Origin of the sequence: Enterobacter sp. WPR_3_1 (genome assembly GCF_003635055.1) — a bacterium.
Classification (GTDB): Bacteria; Pseudomonadota; Gammaproteobacteria; order Enterobacterales; family Enterobacteriaceae; genus Enterobacter; species Enterobacter ludwigii.
The window spans coordinates 523,964-544,043 of the sequence record NZ_RBXU01000009.1; the positions used below are offsets into that span (position 1 = coordinate 523,964).

The 20,080-nt window shown below is 55.2% G+C and carries 17 protein-coding genes and 1 other RNA gene; 12 read left to right on the forward strand and 6 right to left on the reverse strand.

The window, feature by feature from the left end; all coding sequences use genetic code 11:
* Positions 1-11: 11 nt before the first annotated feature.
* The 5 genes from tdcA to garL all read right to left on the reverse strand — a co-directional run bounded on the left by tdcA (position 12) and on the right by garL (position 4,917).
* Positions 12-932, reverse strand: coding sequence for a transcriptional regulator TdcA (gene tdcA / locus BJ887_RS10880; protein WP_121339861.1), 921 nt, complete (start codon positions 930-932; stop codon positions 12-14).
* 685 nt (positions 933-1,617) lie between these two features.
* Positions 1,618-1,996: RNase P RNA component class A (gene rnpB / locus BJ887_RS10885), an RNA gene on the reverse strand.
* A 32-nt stretch (positions 1,997-2,028) separates the two neighbouring features.
* Positions 2,029-3,174, reverse strand: coding sequence for a glycerate 2-kinase (gene garK, locus BJ887_RS10890; RefSeq protein ID WP_121339862.1), 1,146 nt, complete (start codon positions 3,172-3,174; stop codon positions 2,029-2,031).
* 60 nt (positions 3,175-3,234) lie between these two features.
* Positions 3,235-4,125, reverse strand: a complete 891-nt coding sequence (gene garR, locus BJ887_RS10895) for a 2-hydroxy-3-oxopropionate reductase (protein ID WP_041162871.1) — start codon at positions 4,123-4,125, stop codon at positions 3,235-3,237.
* A gap of 21 nt (positions 4,126-4,146) precedes the next feature.
* Positions 4,147-4,917 (reverse strand): 2-dehydro-3-deoxyglucarate aldolase, encoded by a 771-nt coding sequence (gene garL, locus BJ887_RS10900; RefSeq protein ID WP_040018767.1) that lies wholly within the window; start codon positions 4,915-4,917, stop codon positions 4,147-4,149.
* A gap of 407 nt (positions 4,918-5,324) precedes the next feature.
* Here garL and garD point away from each other — a divergent pair, with 407 nt between their 5' ends.
* Positions 5,325-6,896: a galactarate dehydratase gene (gene garD / locus BJ887_RS10905; protein WP_121339863.1), complete on the forward strand. Its 1,572-nt coding sequence runs from the start codon at positions 5,325-5,327 to the stop codon at positions 6,894-6,896.
* Between the two features lie 35 nt (positions 6,897-6,931).
* On the opposite strand, the gene BJ887_RS10910 is transcribed toward garD, so the two are convergent.
* Complete coding sequence (locus BJ887_RS10910) at positions 6,932-7,741, reverse strand: DeoR family transcriptional regulator (protein ID WP_121339864.1); 810 nt, start codon at positions 7,739-7,741, stop codon at positions 6,932-6,934.
* Between the two features lie 251 nt (positions 7,742-7,992).
* Here BJ887_RS10910 and kbaZ point away from each other — a divergent pair, with 251 nt between their 5' ends.
* From kbaZ to BJ887_RS10965, 11 genes are all read left to right on the forward strand, one after another.
* Entirely contained in the window at positions 7,993-9,288 is a 1,296-nt protein-coding gene (gene kbaZ, locus BJ887_RS10915) for a tagatose-bisphosphate aldolase subunit KbaZ (RefSeq protein ID WP_229216838.1), read from the forward strand.
* Between the two features lie 19 nt (positions 9,289-9,307).
* Positions 9,308-9,781 carry a PTS N-acetylgalactosamine transporter subunit IIB gene (gene agaV / locus BJ887_RS10920; protein WP_014171751.1) on the forward strand — a complete coding sequence of 158 codons (474 nt, stop codon included), beginning with the start codon at positions 9,308-9,310 and terminating at the stop codon, positions 9,779-9,781.
* A gap of 10 nt (positions 9,782-9,791) precedes the next feature.
* A complete protein-coding gene (agaW, locus tag BJ887_RS10925; protein ID WP_121339866.1) occupies positions 9,792-10,571 on the forward strand; it encodes a PTS N-acetylgalactosamine transporter subunit IIC in 780 nt (259 codons plus the stop codon).
* Positions 10,561-11,439, forward strand: a complete 879-nt coding sequence (gene agaE / locus BJ887_RS10930) for a PTS N-acetylgalactosamine transporter subunit IID (protein WP_025202940.1) — start codon at positions 10,561-10,563, stop codon at positions 11,437-11,439. The genes agaW and agaE overlap by 11 nt, the downstream gene beginning before the upstream one ends.
* A gap of 15 nt (positions 11,440-11,454) precedes the next feature.
* A complete protein-coding gene (gene agaF, locus BJ887_RS10935) occupies positions 11,455-11,889 on the forward strand; it encodes a PTS galactosamine/N-acetylgalactosamine transporter subunit IIA (protein ID WP_106503516.1) in 435 nt (144 codons plus the stop codon).
* A complete protein-coding gene (gene nagA, locus BJ887_RS10940; RefSeq protein ID WP_121339867.1) occupies positions 11,886-13,019 on the forward strand; it encodes an N-acetylglucosamine-6-phosphate deacetylase in 1,134 nt (377 codons plus the stop codon). Before agaF ends, nagA begins: the two co-directional genes overlap by 4 nt.
* 246 nt (positions 13,020-13,265) lie before the next feature.
* Positions 13,266-14,414, forward strand: a complete 1,149-nt coding sequence (locus tag BJ887_RS10945; protein ID WP_121339868.1) for an SIS domain-containing protein — start codon at positions 13,266-13,268, stop codon at positions 14,412-14,414.
* A 12-nt stretch (positions 14,415-14,426) separates the two neighbouring features.
* Positions 14,427-15,299: a tagatose-bisphosphate aldolase subunit KbaY gene (gene kbaY, locus BJ887_RS10950; protein WP_121339869.1), complete on the forward strand. Its 873-nt coding sequence runs from the start codon at positions 14,427-14,429 to the stop codon at positions 15,297-15,299.
* Between the two features lie 118 nt (positions 15,300-15,417).
* Positions 15,418-16,989, forward strand: a complete 1,572-nt coding sequence (gene malX / locus BJ887_RS10955; RefSeq protein ID WP_121339870.1) for a maltose/glucose-specific PTS transporter subunit IIBC — start codon at positions 15,418-15,420, stop codon at positions 16,987-16,989.
* Positions 16,990-17,001: 12 nt separating this feature from the next.
* A complete protein-coding gene (locus BJ887_RS10960) occupies positions 17,002-18,174 on the forward strand; it encodes a MalY/PatB family protein (protein WP_049023353.1) in 1,173 nt (390 codons plus the stop codon).
* Between the two features lie 16 nt (positions 18,175-18,190).
* The gene (locus BJ887_RS10965) at positions 18,191-20,080 is read left to right on the forward strand and encodes an enterotoxin (protein ID WP_121339871.1); all 1,890 of its coding nucleotides are present in this window, start codon (positions 18,191-18,193) and stop codon (positions 20,078-20,080) included.

Genomic DNA, 20,080 nt, shown 5'->3' on the forward strand with positions numbered 1-20,080 from the left:
GGGTTATTTAATCATCGTCGTCTTTCACTGGTCAGTGACGCGTATTGTTTTGCCAGTTCGACTAATACTGACGCCGATTTCTTAATTCTGTAATTTTTTGACCACACGGCGGCATAACGCGCTATGGGTAATTCATCTTCCATCGGCAGTACAATAAACTGGTCGGAACCGAATGGCGCAATCATGTCGCGGGGAATAACCGTCAGGTAATCGGCATTCAGGACAAGGTTATAAATGGTCACGACGGAATCGGTCTGAACGATGTTTTCAATGCTGATGTGATTGTCTTGCAGAGTGGTCAGAAGTTCTTTGTAGTAGCCCATATCGGTTTGCGGCATCACCCACTGTTCATCCGTGAGTGATGCCAGTGTAGTCGAGTCGGTGCACGTTCGTGATTTGTTGGCTACCAGGACAAACTCAGACTCAAACAGCGGCTCGACATGAAGATCCTGCAGCAGCATTTCATCACTTAATGTGCCGATGGCAAAATCCAGCCGGCCGTCGCGAATGGCCGGCAGGAAAGAGGACAGCTGAGCTTCGTACATCGAGACACGCGCTTTCGGGAACACTTCCTTAAATTTTTTGATCATTTCGGACAGGAAGGTGAAGCCAATGAGCGACGGGTAACCAAATGAGACATCCATGACGGTACTGAAACTGAGGCTGTTAATCTCGCTCACCATGTTTTTCATCTCACGGGTGATCGACTCAGAGTACGAGAGTAATACCTGGCCTGCCGCAGTCAGTTTAACGCCGGTGTTTTTGCGCACCATGACTTCAACGCCAAAGTAAGATTCGATATCGCTGATAATTTTGCTGACGGCAGGTTGCGTCAGGCCCAGTTGTCTTGCAGCAGAACCAATGGAGCCACTTTTAATGACTTCCTGAAATACCACGAGGTGCTGTGTTTTCGGTAGAATAATAGTGTTCATAATATTCTGCGCTTATTTCCCTATGACGGGGTGGATTCTACTCAATATGGCTGACGGGGGTATGTGCTGTTACTCACAATTTGCTTTTTCACACCCTTAACCAGCATAACGGCAACCCTTTAAAACACCTTATTATCAATGAGTTACATTAAAATAAATACGTCATAACGCTGATATTGATCAACAAAAAGAGCAGTAATAAATTTATTTTATGGCGATAACACAGGTAAATTTTTCGGCGCTAAAAAAATCGATAAAGACTATCTTTCAGGCAATTAAAGATTAATAAATAACCGTTATTCGTTTAAAACATTCTTTCAATTTATCAAATTTGTCTGGGGTGATTTTGCTGACTTTCAGGAAACAGTGGAATGCATCACACATTCATGAGCTAAATCTTTTTGAATTCAATATACATATATCAAATAAGAAAACATTCACGATCATAAAAGCAACATTCATAACAAATTAACAATACTGCAGAATCAGGATTCTTTAGCGCGAAATTTTGTGATTACGATCGCCAGCAGATGTGAAAAAGACCCTGAAGGGGTGAACGCAGTGAAATGTGCTTAATGTCGCAAATGTGATAATTGATGTCGTGTGAGCGATGCATCGGGTGGCACTTGCTTGCAATTTGCAAGGCCGATAAAAGAAAACCCCGCCGAAGCGGGGTTTTGTAAGAAGTTGAAGCTGACCGATAAGCCGGGTTCTGTCGTGGACAGTCATTCATCTAGGCCAGCAATCGCTCACTGGCTCAAGCAGCCTACCCGGGTTCAGTACGGGCCGTACCATGTGAACCCCTATTTGGCCTTGCTCCGGGTGGAGTTTACCGTGCCACGGACTGTTGCCAGCCGCGCGGTGCGCTCTTACCGCACCCTTTCACCCTTACCTGATCCCGCTTGCGCGGGCCATCGGCGGTTTGCTCTCTGTTGCACTGGTCGTGGGTTTCCCCCCCAGGCGTTACCTGGCACCCTGCCCTATGGAGCCCGGACTTTCCTCCCCTCCGCCCGTCTCCCCCCGAAAGGGGACGACGACGAAGCGGCGACTGTCTGGTCAGCTTCGGCGCGCAGTATAGAGGGTTTGTGCCCCGCTGTCACCCTTGGGCGTGCATCCCTATCTGCAAAGTGGCGGCGATATTGCGCGAGGCGCGGTAAATATTGTCAAACGCCCCACGGTAAGCCTCTTCCAGCGACTCGACGCGGCTCAGCACGCTGAACACCGCGTCGATGCCATACTGATGCACGACCCCCACATCCCGGGTCAGACTGCCGGCAATGCCGATCACCGGCTTATGGTATTTTTTGGCGATACGGGCGATACCGACGGGCACTTTGCCCTGAATGCTCTGGCTGTCAATGCGCCCTTCGCCCGTCAGTACCAGCGTGCAGTCGTGAATATGTTCTTCGAGGTTAAGTGCCTGGGTGACAATCTCAATACCGCTCTTCAGTTCCGCGCCGAGGAAGGCCATCAGGGCCGCCCCCATGCCCCCCGCGGCACCCGCACCGGGAACCTGTTTCACGTCAATTCGCAGAGATTTTTTTATCACATCGGCATAGTGGCTGAGGTTAGCGTCGAGAGTGAGGATCATCTCCTCTGTCGCCCCTTTTTGCGGGCCAAAGATACGGGAAGCGCCTCTCTCGCCAACCAGCGGATTCGTGACGTCGCATGCGACGTGGATTGTGCAATCTTTTAGCCTGGCGTCGAGGCCGGAGAGATCGACGCTGTTGAGCGCCATCAGGCTGCCGCCGCCATAACCCATTTCAGTACCGTTGGCATCGCGGAGCGTGGCCCCCAGCGCCTGCATCATTCCGGCGCCGCCGTCGTTGGTGGCACTGCCGCCAATGCCGATAATGATATGTCGGGCACCTTTATCCAGCGCGCTGAGAATAAGCTCCCCGGTACCGCGGGACGTGGTGACGAGCGGGTTACGTTGGGGGGCCGGGACCAGTGCCAGACCGCTGGCGGCGGCCATCTCAATAAATGCCGTGCTGCCATCGCCGGACATACCCCAGCGGGCGTTTACCTGTTCACCCAACGGGCCCGTGACCCGAGCATACTGTTCAGTGCCCTGGGTGGCGGCGATCATCGCGTCAACCGTACCTTCCCCGCCGTCAGCAACCGGCACCGAAACATAAAGTGCGTCGGGGAAAATTTCCCGAAATCCTTTTTCAATCGCCTGAGCAACCCCGGAGGCAGAAAGGCTTTCTTTCCAGGAATCTGGCGCGATTACGATTTTCATAGTTGTCGCCTGTTACCGCACTCGGCAAAAATAGCGGACGCGTTCCCGCGTCCGTTTTTATTAGCGAGAGACTTCCACCTTCGCCAGTTTTTCGTAGTAGCACGCAATCGCGCTGTGGTCGGCAGTGCCCAGACCATCCGCGCGCAGGGCCTGCATCATCTCCATGACGGCGGCGGTCAGCGGCAGCTGCGCGCCCACGCCGTGGGAGGTATCCAGGGCATTCGCCAGATCTTTAATGTGCAGGTCGATTCTAAAACCGGGCTTGAAGTTACGATCCATCACCATGGGCGCTTTGGCATCCAGCACGGTGCTGCCCGCCAGGCCGCCACGGATCGCCTGATACACCAGATCAGGGTTAACGCCCGCTTTGGTGGCCAGCGTCAGCGCTTCCGACATTGCGGCAATGTTCAGCGCCACAATCACCTGGTTTGCCAGCTTGGTGACGTTACCCGCCCCGATATCGCCGGTATGCACCACGGAGCCCGCCATGGCTTTCATCAGGTCGTAGTATTTATCAAAAACAGCTTTGTCGCCGCCAACCATCACCGACAGGGTGCCGTCGATGGCTTTGGGCTCTCCGCCGCTGACCGGGGCATCCAGCATATCGACGCCCTTCGCGTTTAGCGCCTCACTGATTTCACGGCTTGCCAGCGGCGCGATAGAACTCATGTCAATCACCACCAGGCCGGGTTTGGCACCGTCAATGATGCCGTTCTCCCCCAGGGCCACCTCTTTCACATGCGGGGAGTTTGGCAGCATGGTGATAATGACATCACACTGCTCAGCAATCGCTTTGGCGCTTGCTGCGGTTTCTGCACCTGCGGCAATCACCTCGGCCACGGCTTGCGGATTATGGTCTGCAACCACCAGGGAGTAACCTGCTTTGATGAGGTTTTTACTCATGGGTTTACCCATGATCCCAAGGCCAATAAAACCCACTTTCAGCGTCATAATTCGTTTCCTCAATGATGGTTATTTTTTAAAGGCGTCCGCTAACTTCTGCGTGGCCGAGCGGAATACGCCGAGGTCGCTACCGACGGCAACGAAGGTCGCGCCCCACTCCAGATAGCGGCGGGCATCCGCCTCAACCGGCGCCAGAATGCCGCACGGTTTGCCGTGCGCGTTGGCACGGGCAAAGATGTGCTGAATAGCGCGCTGCACCTCCGGATGACCCGCATTGCCCAGATGGCCGAATGCCGCAGCAAGATCGCTTGGGCCAACGAAGATGCCATCCACACCGTCGGTGGCAGCGATAGCGTCGACGTTATCCACCCCCTGCTGGCTCTCAATCTGTACCAGGATGGTGATGTTGCTGTTGGACTGTGTGAAGTAGTCCGGGACGGTGCCAAACATGTTGGCGCGATGGGAAACGGAGACCCCGCGGATCCCTTCCGGCGGATAACGTGTTGACGCCACGGCCTGCACCGCCTGCTCTTCCGTTTCCACAAACGGGATCAGGAAGTTGTAAAACCCAATATCCAGCAGACGTTTGATGATTACCGGCTCGTTGGTCGGGACGCGAACCACCGGCGCGCTATGGCTCCCTTTGAGCGCCATTAACTGCGGAATAAAGGTGCTGATATCGTTCGGCGCATGTTCGCCGTCCAGCACCAGCCAGTCGAAACCGGCCAGGCCCAGGACTTCGGTGCTGATGGGGCTTGCCAGCGCGGACCAGCAGCCAATCTGGATCTGGTGCGCCGCGAGGGCCGCTTTAAACTTATTCGGGAAGATATCATTATTCATCGCGTTTACCTTTTTAATTCCGCAGTCTTATTCAGGTTCATATTTATATTTTCAGACGCAGCGTCAGCTTTATATTTATTTCCTGACTTAATTTAGGCGTTATAAAATCGTCATTCAGTATAATCCTCACGTCATGACAGCACATTGTTTTAATGCTCAAGCATTGCGGCGTGTTTTGATAATATTTTGAGCATATGCACAATGCGATGGGCGCTGATGCACAGAATCAGGCATTGCTGGCCGGGTGGCATCTGCGTCGGTTTTAAGGAGCGATCGGGATCACATTTTGATATCTCGTCTCCTGACATTCTTTATTGACTCAAGCTGCGTCTTTATTTCTGCGATAAGAAAATAAACATCCCCTGGCTGCATTTACTATCAGACATTTTGCTGGAGAATATTGAACAATGGCCGACATTGAAATTCGACAAGCGTCGCCGACGGCGTTCTATATCAAAGTTCACGACACGGATAATGTGGCGATAATTGTTAACGACAACGGTCTAAAAGCGGGCACCCGTTTCCCGGATGGGCTGGAGCTGACTGAACATATTCCGCAGGGGCATAAAGTCGCTCTGGTGGATATCCCGGCCCACGGTGAAATCGTGCGGTATGGCGAAATTATCGGGTATGCGGTTCGCGCCATTCCTCAGGGGAGCTGGATTGAGGAGTCGCTGGTTGAGCTACCCGAAGCGCCGCCGCTGAACACGCTCCCCCTGGCCACCCGGGTTCCTGAGCCACTGCCCCCGCTGGAAGGGTACACATTCGAAGGGTACAGGAATGCGGACGGCAGCGTAGGCACCAAGAATCTGCTCGGTATCACCACCAGCGTGCACTGTGTGGCAGGCGTGGTGGATTACGTGGTGAAAATCATTGAGCGCGACCTGCTGCCGAAATACCCGAATGTCGACGGCGTGGTAGGTCTGAACCATTTGTACGGCTGCGGCGTGGCCATCAATGCTCCGGCGGCCGTGGTACCGATTCGTACCATCCATAATATCGCCCTGAACCCGAATTTCGGTGGCGAAGTGATGGTCATTGGTCTCGGTTGCGAAAAGCTGCAGCCAGAGCGTCTGCTGCAGGGCACCGAAGATGTGAATGCCATTCCGGTCGACGAGGCCAGCATTGTTCGTTTGCAGGATGCGCATCACGTCGGATTCCGTTCAATGGTTGACGATATCCTTCAGGTGGCGGAGCGCCATCTGGAAAAACTGAACCGGCGCCAGCGCGAGACCTGCCCGGCGTCAGAACTGGTGATAGGCACTCAGTGCGGCGGCAGCGATGCGTTTTCAGGCGTCACGGCGAACCCGGCGGTGGGCTATGCCTCGGATCTGTTTGTCCGCTGTGGCGCCACGGTGATGTTCTCCGAAGTGACCGAAGTGCGTGATGCCATCCATCTGCTCACCCCACGCGCCATCAATGAAGAGGTGGGCAAACGCCTGCTTGAGGAGATGGCCTGGTACGATAACTATCTCGACATGGGACAAACCGATCGCAGCGCCAACCCCTCTCCGGGCAATAAAAAAGGCGGTCTGGCGAACGTGGTGGAAAAAGCCCTCGGCTCGATTGCCAAATCCGGCCAGAGCGCCATTGTTGAAGTGCTCTCCCCGGGCCAGCGCCCCACCAGACGCGGCCTGATTTACGCCGCAACCCCTGCCAGCGACTTTGTCTGTGGCACACAGCAGGTGGCGTCCGGCATTACGGTACAGGTCTTTACCACCGGGCGCGGCACGCCGTACGGGCTGATGGCGGTACCGGTGATTAAAATGGCCACCCGTACCGAGCTGGCAAACCGCTGGTATGACCTAATGGACATCAACGCGGGCACCATTGCCACTGGCGAAGAGAGTATTGAGGATGTCGGCTGGAAGCTGTTCCACTTCATTCTGGACGTGGCAAGCGGCCGTAAGAAGACATTCTCCGATCAATGGGGGTTACATAACCAGCTGGCGGTGTTTAACCCGGCACCGGTGACGTGATCGTTTTCCCCCTCTCCCAAAGAGAGGGGGGCAACTTATCCCTTCACCAACACCACATCTATCCCGCTCTTACGCAGCCCTTCCAGGCTCTCAGGCGGAATCCCTTCATCGACGATAATCATATCGATTCTCTGGGTATCGATGATTTTATGCAGGCTCGAACGGTTAAATTTGCTGGAGTCAGTGACCACGATAATACGCTCTGCCACCTCGCACATCCGCCGGTTCAGTCGGGCTTCATCTTCATTGTGGGTACTGACGCCGCGATCGAGGTCGATGGCGTCGACCCCCAGAAAAAGCAGATCAAAGTGGTAATTCTGTAAGGACTGCTCAGCCTGATCGCCGTAAAAAGATTGCGACTGGCGGCGCAAGTGCCCACCGGTCATCAGCAGCTCCACCCCTTCCGCTTCCAGTAATGCATTCGCCACGTTCATTCCGTTGGTCATGGCAATCACATCCGTGTGCTGACGCAGCATACGGGCGATTTCAAACGTCGTGGTTCCGGAATCCAGAATGATGCGATGACCCGGCTTCACCAGCGCGGCGGCGGCCTGCGCGATACTGCGCTTAACTGCAGTATTGAGCGAACTTTTGTCCTCCACGGAGGGTTCATTGCCAGGCGCATTGCCTTCACAAATCAGCGCTCCGCCATAAGCACGAACGGCAATGCCCTGCTTCTCAAGAAACGCCAGGTCGTTACGGATCGTCACCGTGGAAACGCCATATAAATGAGAAAGATCGTTAACCTGCACGCTTCCCTGTGCCCGCAACCGCTGAATGATCTGCTCTCGCCTTTCACTGGTGCCGGTGACGCGCTTCTCCGCGGATGAATCGGTGCTGCTCATGCGAGCTCCTTAATAAATGGTCTTTCGTTTCATTTCGTTTTGTCTATTAACGCCTTTCTTTTATGGGAATGCAAGCCCTGCCTGCTTCCAGTCAGCGCACTCTCTCGTCGCTGAAACCTTTCATTATGTTTCTTTTGTGAAACAGATCGGAAAACTATTATCTTTCGTTTTATTTTTATATCACCATGATGCAGGATTAAATGAAACAAAACGAAAGATGAAAACCATCACCATCCGAAATGGAGAGGAAAGTGAAACATCTGACAGAAATGGTGGAACAACATAAACGGGGGAATGCGAACGGGATTTATGCCGTTTGTTCCGCACATCCACTGGTACTTGAAGCCGCAATTCGTTACGCCCAACTGCATCACTCGCCGCTGCTGATTGAAGCCACCTCTAATCAGGTGGATCAATTTGGCGGTTACACCGGTATGACGCCCGCCGATTTTCACGGGTTCGTCTGTAAGCTGGCGGAATCCCTTGGTTTCCCGACATCGCAACTGATCCTCGGCGGCGATCATTTAGGGCCAAACCGCTGGCAAAGCCTGCCTGCCCGGCAGGCGATGGCGAATGCCGAAGATCTGATCAGAAGCTATGTCGCTGCCGGGTTTAAAAAGATCCACCTCGACTGCAGCATGTCCTGCGAAGACGATCCGGTTCCGTTAACCGACGCCATCGTTGCCGAGCGCGCGGCGCGCCTGGCGAAAATTGCGGAGAAAACCAGCCTGGCGCACGCTGATGTCGCTGACCTGGTCTATGTCATCGGTACGGAAGTGCCGGTTCCGGGCGGCGCGCATGAAACGCTCACCGAGCTTGCCGTCACGCCCCCTGAAGCCGCGCGTGCCACCCTTGAAGCTCACCGCCACGCGTTCGAGAAAGAAGGGTTAAGCGACATCTGGCCACGCATTATTGGCCTGGTGGTTCAGCCTGGCGTTGAGTTTGACCACGCACATGTGTGTGACTATCAACCGCAAAACGCCGTCGCCCTGAGCCATATGGTTGAAGCTTACGACACGCTGATATTTGAAGCGCACTCTACCGACTACCAGACACCGCAGGCGCTGCGCCAGCTGGTGAAAGATCACTTCGCCATCCTCAAAGTTGGCCCGGCACTGACCTTTGCCCTGCGTGAAGCGTTGTTCTCGCTGGCCGCCATTGAAGAAGAGTTGCTGCCTGCAAAAGCCTGTTCGGGCCTGCGTCATGTCCTGGAAAACGTGATGCTCGATCGCCCCGAATACTGGCAAAGCCATTATCACGGTGATGGCAATGCGCGACGCCTGGCACGCGGGTATAGCTACTCCGATCGGGTGCGCTATTACTGGCCGGACAGCCAGATTGACGAAGCCTTTGCGCGACTGGTACGCAACCTGGCAGACGAACCGATCCCGCTGCCGCTGATCAGCCAGTACCTGCCGTTGCAGTACAGCAAAGTTCGCGAGGGTGCTCTCAAGTCGACACCACGGGACCTCATCCTCGACCACATTCAGGACATACTCCAGCAGTACCATGCCGCCTGCGAAGGCGTAACGACTCAAAACGCATAATTAAAAAGAGGAAAGCGCTATGCCAAACATTGTCTTATGCCGCATCGATGAACGCCTGATCCACGGTCAGGTAGGTGTGCAATGGGTTGGGTTTGCGGGGGCCAACCTGGTGCTGGTCGCTAATGATGAAGTCGCTGAGGATCCGGTTCAACAAAACCTGATGGAGATGGTGCTCGCAGAAGGGATCGCCGTGCGTTTCTGGTCGCTGCAAAAAGTGATCGACAACATTCATCGCGCTGCCGAGCGCCAGAAAATTCTGCTGGTCTGCAAATCACCCGCGGATTTTCTGACGCTGGTCGAAGGCGGCGTGCCCATCACCCGTATCAACGTAGGAAACCTGCATTACGCCAGTGGCAAAAAACAAATTGCCAAAACGGTCTCTGTCGATGCGAACGATATTGCCGCATTTAACGGCCTGAAAGCCGCCGGAGTGGAATGCTTCGTTCAGGGTGTTCCGACTGAGACTGCTTTGGATCTCTTTAAACTGCTCTGAGGGATTCACAATGGAAATTAGTCTCTTGCAGGCATTCGCGCTGGGCATTCTCGCCTTTATCGCGGGCCTGGATATGTTTAACGGGTTAACACACATGCACCGCCCGGTGGTGCTCGGGCCGCTGGTTGGCCTCATTCTGGGCGATCTGCACACCGGTATTTTAACGGGCGGTACGCTGGAGCTGGTCTGGATGGGGCTGGCTCCGCTGGCCGGCGCGCAACCGCCAAACGTCATTATCGGCACGATTGTCGGCACCACGTTTGCGATCAGCACCGGTGTGAAGCCGGATGTCGCCGTTGGGGTCGCCGTCCCGTTTGCGGTTGCGGTACAGATGGGGATCACTTTCCTGTTCTCCGTCATGTCCGGAGTGATGTCCCGCTGTGACCGCATGGCAGCCAATGCGGACACGAACGGCATCGAAAGGGTCAACTATCTGGCACTGCTGGCGCTCGGTATCTTCTATTTTCTGTGTGCCTTCCTGCCGATCTACTTTGGCGCTGAACACGCGAAAACCGCCATTGATGTGCTGCCGGAACGTCTGATTGACGGCCTCGGCGTCGCCGGCGGCATCATGCCCGCGATTGGCTTCGCCGTATTGCTGAAAATCATGATGAAAAACGTCTATATCCCTTACTTTATCATCGGCTTTGTTGCCGCAGCCTGGTTGAAAATGCCGGTGCTGGCGATTGCCGCGGCCGCGCTGGCAATGGCGCTGATTGACCTGATGCGTAAATCGCCTGAACCGGCGACACCTGCAGCCCAGAAAGAGGAATTCGAAGATGGCATCTAATCAAACTACGCTGCCTGGCGTTTCTGACCACGAAGAGACGCTGCTCACGGGCGTGAATGAAAACGTCTATGAAGATCAACATATTGGTGCCGAGCTGACGAAAAAGGATATTAACCGTGTCGCCTGGCGTTCGATGCTGCTGCAGGCCTCGTTTAACTATGAACGTATGCAGGCTTCCGGCTGGCTGTATGGCCTCCTGCCCGCGCTGAAAAAGATCCATACCAACAAGCGGGATCTGGCCCGCGCCATGAAAGGCCATATGGGCTTCTTCAATACGCATCCATTCCTGGTGACATTTGTCATTGGCATCATCCTGGCGATGGAACGCTCCAAGCAGGATGTCAACAGTATCCAGAGCACCAAGATTGCCGTGGGGGCACCGCTTGGCGGCATTGGCGATGCCATGTTCTGGCTTACGCTATTGCCAATTTGCGGCGGGATCGGCGCAAGCCTTGCCCTGCAAGGCTCCATACTGGGTGCGGTGGTCTTTATTGTGCTGTTTAACGTAGTGCATCTTGGCCTGCGTTTTGGCCTGGCACATTACGCCTACCGGATGGGTGTGGCTGCCATCCCGCTGATTAAAGCCAATACCAAAAAGGTCGGCCACGCGGCCTCCATCGTGGGGATGACGGTCATTGGCGCGCTGGTGGCAACCTACGTACGTCTCAACACCACGCTTGAAATCAAGGCCGGGGATGCGGTGGTCAAGCTGCAAGCCGACGTTATCGATAAACTGATGCCCGCTTTCCTGCCGCTGGTCTATACCCTGACCATGTTCTGGCTGGTTCGTCGCGGCTGGACCCCACTGCGCCTGATCGGTATCACCGTGGTGCTGGGGGTTGTCGGTAAGTTCTGTCACTTCCTGTAAAGCAAAGAGGTCGCAATGTTAGGCATTATTTTGACGGGTCACGGCGGGTTTGCCAGCGGGCTTGAACAGGCGATGAAGCAAATCCTCGGCGAGCAGCCGCAGTTTATCGCCATCGATTTTCCTGAAAGCTCCACCACCGCGCGGCTGACCGCGCAGCTTGAACAGGCAGTCAGTGAACTGGACGAGCAGCACGATATTGTGTTTCTCACCGATCTGCTCGGGGGGACGCCGTTCCGGGTGGCATCAACACTCGCCATGAAAAGACCCGGCAGCGAAGTGATTACCGGTACAAACCTGCAACTGTTGCTTGAGATGGTACTGGAGCGCGACGGGTTAAGCAGCGAAGCCTTTCGTCTGCAGGCCCTGGAATGCGGGCATCGCGGCCTGACCAGCCTGGTGGATGAGCTGGGGCGCTGTCGTGAGGAAGCCCCCGCTGAGGAAGGGATATGAGTCAGGTGCTGCGCGCGCGTCGTCTGCTGACCGAGCAGGGCTGGCTGGAGGATCACCAGCTACGCATGGAGAGCGGAATTATCACCGCCATCGAGCCGATCCCAGCTGGCGTGCATGCCCGGGATGCCGACCAGCTTTGCCCGGCGTATATCGATACCCACGTTCACGGTGGCGCGGGTGTGGACGTGATGGATGATGCCCCAGAGGTGCTGGACACGCTGGCGATGCATAAAGCGCGTGAAGGCACAGGGGCTTTTTTACCGACGACCGTCACCGCACCGCTGGAGACTGTCCACCGGGTGCTCGCACGCATCGCCCGGCGCTGTATGTCCGGGGGTCCTGGCGCGCAGATACTGGGCAGCTATCTTGAAGGTCCCTATTTTACGCCACAGAACAAAGGGGCACATCCGCCTGCGCTGTTTCGTGAGCTGGATGTCAGCGAACTGGACTCGCTGATTGAAGTATCGCAACACACCCTCAGGGTTGTCGCTCTGGCACCGGAGAAACCCGGTGCGTTGCAGGCCATTCGCCACCTTAAGCAGCGTGGGATACGGGTCATGCTCGGCCACAGCGCCGCGACGTACGATCAAACGCTTGCCGCTTTTGAGGCGGGCGCTGATGGGCTGGTGCACTGTTATAACGGCATGACCGGGCTCCATCATCGTGAACCCGGTATGGTCGGTGCAGGCTTGACGGACCCGCGGGCATGGCTGGAACTGATTGCCGACGGGCATCACGTTCACCCGGGTGCTTTGCGGCTGTGCGCCTGCGGTGCCAAAGAGCGGATCGTTCTGATTACCGATGCCATGCAGGCCGCAGGGATGCCCGACGGACGTTACAGGCTATGTGGCGACGAGGTCAACATGCACGGTGGGGTGGTACGCACCGCTTCCGGTGGGCTTGCAGGCAGCACGCTGTCTCTCGATGCCGCCGTGCGCAATATGGTGGCGCAGGCGGGAATAACGCCAGCGGATGCGATCCATATGGCCTCGCTGCACCCTGCCCGATTGCTGGGTATTGATCACCAGCTCGGTTCATTAAAACCGGGCAAGCGTGCCAATATGATTGCGCTGGATGAAGGCTTATACCTTCAGCAGATCTGGATCCAGGGTTTGGCTCTTCCCCTTTAGACCTTTCATTGTCCCGTTATTGGGCCTTGCGGCAAGCGATCGCAAGGTCTTTCTTTTCCTTTCCTTAATCATTGCCTTTTCTTTGCCGATCACACTTTTCGTTTTATTTCTTTTCTTTAATTGAACTTTCGATTTCTTTTCTATAGATTTTATTTAACTGCTTAAGTGAACAAGTGAAACGAAACGAAAGATAGCGACACGTTTGCCAGCGTCTGATGTGGAATTCACACGACTAAGGACTGAGTTATGTCAGAAACCAACACTACCGCCACCACCGGCACATGGACCGAAGAAGAGATCCGCCAGCAACCTGCCAGCTGGATCCGCTCACTCAACAATATCGATAACCTGCGCGCGTCGATCGATAACTTCCTGACGCCGCTGCTGCGCAAGCACGAGCTACGGATCGTGTTGACGGGGGCAGGCACCTCGGCCTTTATCGGCGACATCATTGCGCCCTGGCTCGCCAGCCACACCGGGAAAAACATTACCGCCGTACCGACGACCGATCTGGTCACGAATCCGATGGACTACCTGAGCGCCGCACACCCGCTGCTGCTGGTGTCGTTTGCCCGTTCCGGCAATAGTCCGGAAAGCGTAGCCGCCGTTGAACTGGCAAACCAGTGTGTGCCGGAGTGCTACCACCTGTCGATCACCTGTAATGAGGCGGGAAGCCTTTATCAGACCGCGGTAAACAGCGATAACGCGTATGCGCTGCTGATGCCTGCCGAAACACACGATCGCGGGTTCGCGATGACCAGCAGCATTACCACCATGATGGCAAGCTGCCTGGCAATCTTCGCCCCGGAGACGATCAACAGCCACACCTTCCGCGATGTGGCCGATCGCTGCCAGACGATCCTCACGTCACTGGGCGATTTCAGCCAGAGCGTCTTTGGTAACGATCCGTGGAAAAGGATCGTCTATCTGGGAAGCGGGGGTCTGCAGGGGGCCGCTCGTGAATCGGCGCTGAAGGTGCTGGAGCTAACGGCAGGCAAGCTGGCGGCGTTCTACGATTCCCCAACCGGTTTCCGTCATGGCCCCAAATCGCTGGTGGATCGCGAAACGCTGGTGGTGGTGTTTGTCTCCAGCCACCCCTATACGCGGCAGTACGATCTGGATCTGCTTGCTGAGCTGCGCCGCGATCGTCAGGCCATGCGCGTGGTGGCCATTGCCGCCGAAACCGATCCGGTCGTTGAGGCTGGCCCGCATATCCTGCTGCCCCCTGCCCGCACGTTTATCGATATGGAGCAGGCCTTCTGCTTCCTGATGTACGCCCAGGTCTTTGCCCTGTCTCAGTCACTTCGTGTGGGCAATACCCCGGATACACCGTCCGCCAGCGGCACGGTTAACCGTGTCGTGCAGGGCGTCGTTATTCATCCGTGGCAGGCTTAAGAGGATCCGATCATGAGTATTATTTCGACAAAATATCTTCTTCTGGATGCCCAGGCGAAAGGCTACGCCGTACCGGCGTTCAACATCCATAACGCGGAGACGATCCAGGCGATCCTCGAAGTGTGTAGTAAAATGCGATCGCCGGTGATCCTCGCGGGCACGCCGGGCACCTTTAAGCACATTGCCCTGGAAGAGATCTACGCCCTGTGCAGCGCGTACTCCACCACCTACGACATGCCGCTGGCACTGCATCTCGATCATCACGAATCACTCGTCGACATTCGTCGCAAAGTTAACGCGGGCGTGCGCAGCGCGATGATCGACGGCAGCCACTATCCGTTTGAGCAAAACGTAAAGCTGGTGAAATCAGTGGTCGACTTCTGCCACCTCAACGATTGCAGCGTTGAAGCCGAACTGGGCCGCCTGGGCGGCGTGGAAGATGACATGAGCGTGGACGCTGAAAGCGCGTTTCTGACCGACCCGCAGGAAGCGAAACGCTTCGTTGCGCTGACCGGCGTCGACAGCCTGGCCGTGGCCATCGGAACCGCTCACGGTCTTTATACCAAACGGCCAAAAATCGACTTCCGGCGGCTGGCTGAAATCCGCGACGTGGTGAGCGTACCGCTGGTGCTGCACGGGGCGAGTGATGTGCCGGATGACGATGTTCGCCGCACCATAGAGCTGGGCGTCTGCAAAGTGAACGTGGCAACCGAGCTAAAAATTGCGTTCTCTGGCGCCGTTAAGGCCTGGTTTGCCGAGAACCCGCAGGGCAACGATCCACGTTTCTACATGCGGGTTGGCATGGATGCCATGAAAGACGTGGTCAGAAGCAAAATCACCGTGTGCGGCTCGGCGAACCGATTGCTGCTCCCGGCGGAAGCCTGATCTCATCGCATAGAACATCAATAACTCAAAAATAACTATAAGCCTCGCAAATATGAAGGCGCGTCCTTAAGCCAGACAGCGCCTTCCATTACGATAAATAATTCCGAGGAGTCCCTACATGACACAGGAAAAGTCGTTTAAATCGAAAGCGTGGGAGTTTTTTCAGAGTCTGGGAAAGACCTTTATGTTCCCGGTCTCCCTTCTGGCCTTTATGGGGTTATTGCTGGGTATCGGTAGTTCTGTTACTAGCCCCTCCACCCTCAAAAGTTTCCCCTTTCTGGGCGGCGAATTAACTCAGCTCACCTTTGGCTTTATTGCCATGGTCGGCGGCTTCGCCTTTACCTATCTTCCCCTCATGTTTGCCATGGCGATCCCAATGGGGCTGGCCAGACGCAACAAAGCAGTGGGCGCTTTTGCCGGGTTTGTTGGCTATATGCTGATGAACATGAGCATCAATTATTACCTGATTGCGACCCACCAGCTTGCCGATGCCGCCTCCATGAGACAAGTCGGGCAATCGATGGTACTGGGCATTCAAACCCTGGAGATGGGTGTGCTGGGCGGTATCGTGGTTGGGGTCATAACCTTTTTCCTGCACGAGCGTTTTCAGGATACCGTTTTACACGACGCGTTCGCCTTCTTTAGCGGCATTCGTTTTGTGCCGATTATCACCGCCCTCACCCTCTCACTGGTGGGGCTGTTTATTCCCCTGCTGTGGGAGTATGTTGCGCTGGGCATTACCGGGATTGGCCATATTATCCAGAGCACCAGCGTGTTCGGCCCGTTCCTCTACGGCGTGGGGGTACTACTGCTCAAACCCTTTGGCCTGCACCATATTTTGCTGGCGATGGTGCGCTTCACGCCCGCGGGCGGTATTGAAATGGTCAATGGTCATGAAGTCGCCGGGGCGCTGAACATTTTCTACGCCGAACTGAAAGCGGGTCTGCCGTTCAGCCCGCACGTTACCGCGTTCCTGTCGCAGGGCTTTATGCCGACCTTTATCTTCGGCTTACCGGCGGTGGCATACGCCATCTATCGCACGGCCCGCCCGGAAAACCGCCCGGTGATTAAAGGCCTGCTGCTCTCCGGCGTGCTGGTCTCCGTCGTCACCGGGATCTCCGAGCCAATTGAATTCCTGTTCCTGTTTATCGCTCCTGCCCTTTACGCCTTCCATATTGTGATGTCGGGCCTGGCCCTGATGGTCATGGCTCTGCTGGGGGTGACCATCGGCAACACCGACGGCGGCATTCTGGACCTGCTTATCTTCGGGGTCATGCAAGGGATGTCGACCAAATGGTATCTGGTATTCCCGGTAGGCATTGCCTGGTTTGCTCTCTACTTCTTCGTTTTTCGCTGGTACATCCTCAAACACGATATTAAAACGCCGGGCCGTGAAGTGGACATCCAGGGTGCACAGCAGGCCGTCGAGGCCAATACCCGGGCACGCGGAAAATCGAAATACGATCATGGGCTTATCCTGCGTGCGCTCGGCGGTAAAGAGAACATCGAGTCGCTTGATAATTGCATTACCCGGCTGCGTCTGGTGGTGAAAGACATGAGTCTCATCGACCAGCAGGCGTTAAAAGAGGCCGGTGCATTGTCCGTCGTGGTGCTGGATGCGCACAGCGTCCAGGTGATCATCGGCCCGCAGGTGCAAAGCGTAAAAACCGGCATTGAAGCCTTAATTTAACAGGGGGGTGTGGTGTTTAATTTTGACGAAATCATTGAGCGTAAAAGCGACCGGTGTCGAAAATGGGATCACGCCTTTGTCCGCTCGCGCTTTGGTGATGTGCCTGAAGGCTTTATCCCGCTGTGGATTGCCGATATGGATTTCACCTCCCCACCTGCCGTGACAGAAGGTTTCCAGCGCATCGTGGAGCATGGCACCTTTGGCTACACCTGGTGCTTTGACGAATTTTACGATGCGGTTATCGCCTTTCAGCGCGAACGACATCAGGTTGACGTCGATAAATCGTGGATCACGCTGACGTACGGTACTGTCTCCACGCTGCATTATACGGTTCAGGCGTTTTGTAAACCTGGCGACACGGTGATGATGAACACACCGGTGTACGATCCGTTTGCCATGGCCGCCCAGCGTCAGGGGGTAGCGATACTGGCAAACCCACTGTGCGTGAGGGAAAATCGCTACCAGCTTGATTTTAATCTGGTGGAAGAACAGCTCAGAACGTACCGTCCAAAACTGTGGTTCTTCTGCTCGCCGCATAACCCTTCCGGCAGGATCTGGCACGCCGATGAGATACGCCAGGTTTCAGACCTCTGTCAACGCTACGGCACCCTTCTGGTGGTTGATGAAGTCCACGCCGAACATATTCTGGACGGTCATTTCGTCAGCTGTCTGGCATCCGGCTGCGCGGCGCAGGACAATCTGATCCTGCTGACCTCCCCGAATAAAGCGTTCAACCTTGGCGGGCTGAAAACCTCCTACGCCATCATTCCGGATGCCACCCTGCGCCAGCGCTTTCGCCACCAGCTTGAGAAGAACGCCATCACCTCACCCAATATATTCGGGATATGGGGAATTATTCTTGCCTACCAGCATGGTCTGCCATGGCTCGACGCGTTGAATGGTTATCTGCGCCGTAACGCTGGCTATCTGGCAGAGGCCATCCAGACCCATTTTCCGGCCTGGAAAATGATGAACCCGGAATCATCGTATCTGGCCTGGGTTGACGTCAGCGCAGATGAACGTAGCGCCACTGAATTGACCCGACATTTCGCCCATCAGGCTGGCGTCGTCCTCGAAGATGGCAGCCACTATGTCCAAAACGGCGAACACTACCTGCGCATTAATTTCGGCACCCAGCGCTACTGGCTGGAGCAGTCCATCACCCGAATGCTGAAGCATTACTAATAAGGATCTTACCCTGATGAAAAAAGTGCTCACACTCTCGATGCTTGCCTTGTGTGTTTCTCATGGCGCGGCGGCAGCGCAATACGCACTCGATAACGACTCCATTACCCTCTCGTTTGATGACGCCAGTTCAACGGTAGTAGTGAAAGACAAAACGGCTAACCATCCGCTTACGCCGCAGGAGCTGTTCTTTCTGACCCTGCCGGATGAGACCAAAATTCATACTGCAGACTTTACAATTAAGCATGTAGAAAAGCAGGACAACGCGATTGTCATTGATTTCACCCGTCCGGATTTTAACGTGACGGTGAAGCTGAATCTGGTGAAGGGAAAATACGCCAGTATTGATTACACCATTGCGGCCGTCGGCCAGCCGCGAGAGGTGGCGAAAATCACCTTCTTCCCGACGAAAAAACAGTCTCAGGCGCCGTACGTTGATGGTGCCATCAACAGCTCGCCCATTATTGCTGATTCGTTCTTTATCCTGCCGGATAAGCCCATCGTTAATACGTATGCCTATGAAGCGACGACCAATCTGAACGTGGAGCTGAAAACGCCGGTTCAGCCCGACGCGCCGATCAGCTTTACTACCTACTTTGGCACGTTCCCGGAAACCAGCCAGCTGCGCCGTAGCGTAAACCAGTTTATCGACGCCGTGCGCCCACGGGCGTACAAACCCTATCTGCACTACAACAGCTGGATGGATATCGGCTTCTTTAACCCCTACACCGAACAGGATGTGCTGGGGCGGATGGATGAGTGGAATAAAGAATTTATCACCGGACGCGGCGTGGCGCTGGATGCGTTCCTGCTGGACGATGGCTGGGACGATCGTACCGGACGCTGGCTGTTTGGCCCGGCCTTCAGCCACGGCTTTGGTAAGGTCAGGGAAAAAGCGGACAGTCTGCACAGCTCCGTCGGGCTGTGGCTCTCACCGTGGGGAGGTTATAATAAGCCGCGCGATATTCGCGTCTCCCACGCCAAAGAATACGGCTTCGAAACGGTAGACGGGAAGCTGGCTCTCTCGGGCCCGCGCTACTTCAAAAACTTCAATGAGCAGATCATCAAGCTGATTAAAAACGAACATATCACCTCGTTTAAGCTCGACGGGATGGGTAACGCCAACTCGCATATTACTGGCAGCCAGTTCGCGTCCGATTTTGATGCGTCTATCGCCCTGCTGCATAACATGCGCAGCGCAAACCCCAATCTGTTTATCAACCTGACAACCGGTACCGACGCCAGCCCGTCCTGGCTGTTCTATGCCGACTCCATCTGGCGTCAGGGGGATGACATCAACCTTTACGGCCCCGGCACGCCGGTACAGCAGTGGATGACCTACCGCGATGCTGAAACATACCGCTCTATTGTGCGTAAAGGCCCACTGTTCCCGCTGAACTCGCTGATGTACCACGGGATAGTTAGCGCGGAAAATGCCTATTACGGACTGGAGAAGGTGCAAACGGACAGCGATTTTGCCGATCAGGTCTGGAGCTACTTCGCCACAGGGACGCAACTGCAGGAGTTATATATCACGCCATCAATGCTGAATAAGGTGAAATGGGACACCCTGGCGCAGGCAGCAAAATGGGCGCGAAATAACGCCAGCGTGCTGGTGGATACGCATTGGATCGGTGGTGACCCGACGGCGCTTGAGGTTTACGGCTGGGCCTCCTGGAGCAAAGACAAAGCCATTCTGGGCTTGCGAAACCCGTCAGATAAGCCGCAAAGCTATTATCTGGATTTGGCAAAAGACTTTGAAATCCCAACAGGGGGCATGGCGCAGTTCAGTCTGAACGCCGTGTACGGCAGTAACACAAGCGTACCAGGAGAGTATCAAAAGGCCGTGGTGATTACGCTGCAGCCGCTGGAAACGCTGGTGTACGAGGCCATTCCCGCGAAGTAA

Excerpts from the sequence above, each read along its gene's own strand:
- tdcA (WP_121339861.1), bottom strand. The coding sequence starts at position 932 with ATGAACACTATTATTCTACCGAAAACACAGCACCTCGTGGTATTTCAG.
- garK (WP_121339862.1), bottom strand. The coding sequence starts at position 3,174 with ATGAAAATCGTAATCGCGCCAGATTCCTGGAAAGAAAGCCTTTCTGCC.
- garR (WP_041162871.1), bottom strand. The coding sequence starts at position 4,125 with ATGACGCTGAAAGTGGGTTTTATTGGCCTTGGGATCATGGGTAAACCC.
- garL (WP_040018767.1), bottom strand. The coding sequence starts at position 4,917 with ATGAATAATGATATCTTCCCGAATAAGTTTAAAGCGGCCCTCGCGGCG.
- garD (WP_121339863.1), top strand. The coding sequence starts at position 5,325 with ATGGCCGACATTGAAATTCGACAAGCGTCGCCGACGGCGTTCTATATC.
- BJ887_RS10910 (WP_121339864.1), bottom strand. The coding sequence starts at position 7,741 with ATGAGCAGCACCGATTCATCCGCGGAGAAGCGCGTCACCGGCACCAGT.
- agaV (WP_014171751.1), top strand. The coding sequence starts at position 9,308 with ATGCCAAACATTGTCTTATGCCGCATCGATGAACGCCTGATCCACGGT.
- agaW (WP_121339866.1), top strand. The coding sequence starts at position 9,792 with ATGGAAATTAGTCTCTTGCAGGCATTCGCGCTGGGCATTCTCGCCTTT.
- agaE (WP_025202940.1), top strand. The coding sequence starts at position 10,561 with ATGGCATCTAATCAAACTACGCTGCCTGGCGTTTCTGACCACGAAGAG.
- agaF (WP_106503516.1), top strand. The coding sequence starts at position 11,455 with ATGTTAGGCATTATTTTGACGGGTCACGGCGGGTTTGCCAGCGGGCTT.
- nagA (WP_121339867.1), top strand. The coding sequence starts at position 11,886 with ATGAGTCAGGTGCTGCGCGCGCGTCGTCTGCTGACCGAGCAGGGCTGG.
- BJ887_RS10945 (WP_121339868.1), top strand. The coding sequence starts at position 13,266 with ATGTCAGAAACCAACACTACCGCCACCACCGGCACATGGACCGAAGAA.
- kbaY (WP_121339869.1), top strand. The coding sequence starts at position 14,427 with ATGAGTATTATTTCGACAAAATATCTTCTTCTGGATGCCCAGGCGAAA.
- malX (WP_121339870.1), top strand. The coding sequence starts at position 15,418 with ATGACACAGGAAAAGTCGTTTAAATCGAAAGCGTGGGAGTTTTTTCAG.
- BJ887_RS10965 (WP_121339871.1), top strand. The coding sequence starts at position 18,191 with ATGAAAAAAGTGCTCACACTCTCGATGCTTGCCTTGTGTGTTTCTCAT.